We start from the raw sequence: 329 nt of genomic DNA, 5'->3' as shown, positions 1-329 counted from the left end.
CCGACGCCCAGCCCGATCATCGTGGCCAGCGTCGGGGAGACGGTGGCGAAGGTGAACGCCGCGGCGAGCAGGCCGAGGACGGCCAGGCCCCCGACCACCCCGATGAGCGCGGTCACCAGGGGCGCGACGGCGGCCAGTACGCTGCCGAAGCCGATCAGCAGGACCACGATCGCCACGCCGAAGCCGATCAGTTCGCTCACCCGGTCGTCGGCGTCGGGCCGGGCCAGTTCCCCCAGCGAACCGCCGTACTCGGCCTCGGCGCCCGCCGCACGCAGCGGCTGGACGGCGTCGTCGACTCCGTGCAGGTAGCCGTCGCCCAGTTGGGCGGG

The 329-nt window shown here is 74.5% G+C and carries 1 protein-coding gene; it reads right to left on the bottom strand.

From position 1 onward, the window contains the following. Positions 1-329, bottom strand: a 329-nt coding sequence (locus DTL70_RS00015) for an MMPL family transporter (protein WP_147266710.1), incomplete at both ends; no start/stop codon positions are given.

Origin of the sequence: Streptomyces diacarni (assembly GCF_003323715.1) — a bacterium.
GTDB lineage: Bacteria > Actinomycetota > Actinomycetes > Streptomycetales > Streptomycetaceae > Streptomyces > Streptomyces diacarni.
This window is presented reverse-complemented; position numbering and strand designations above follow the sequence as displayed.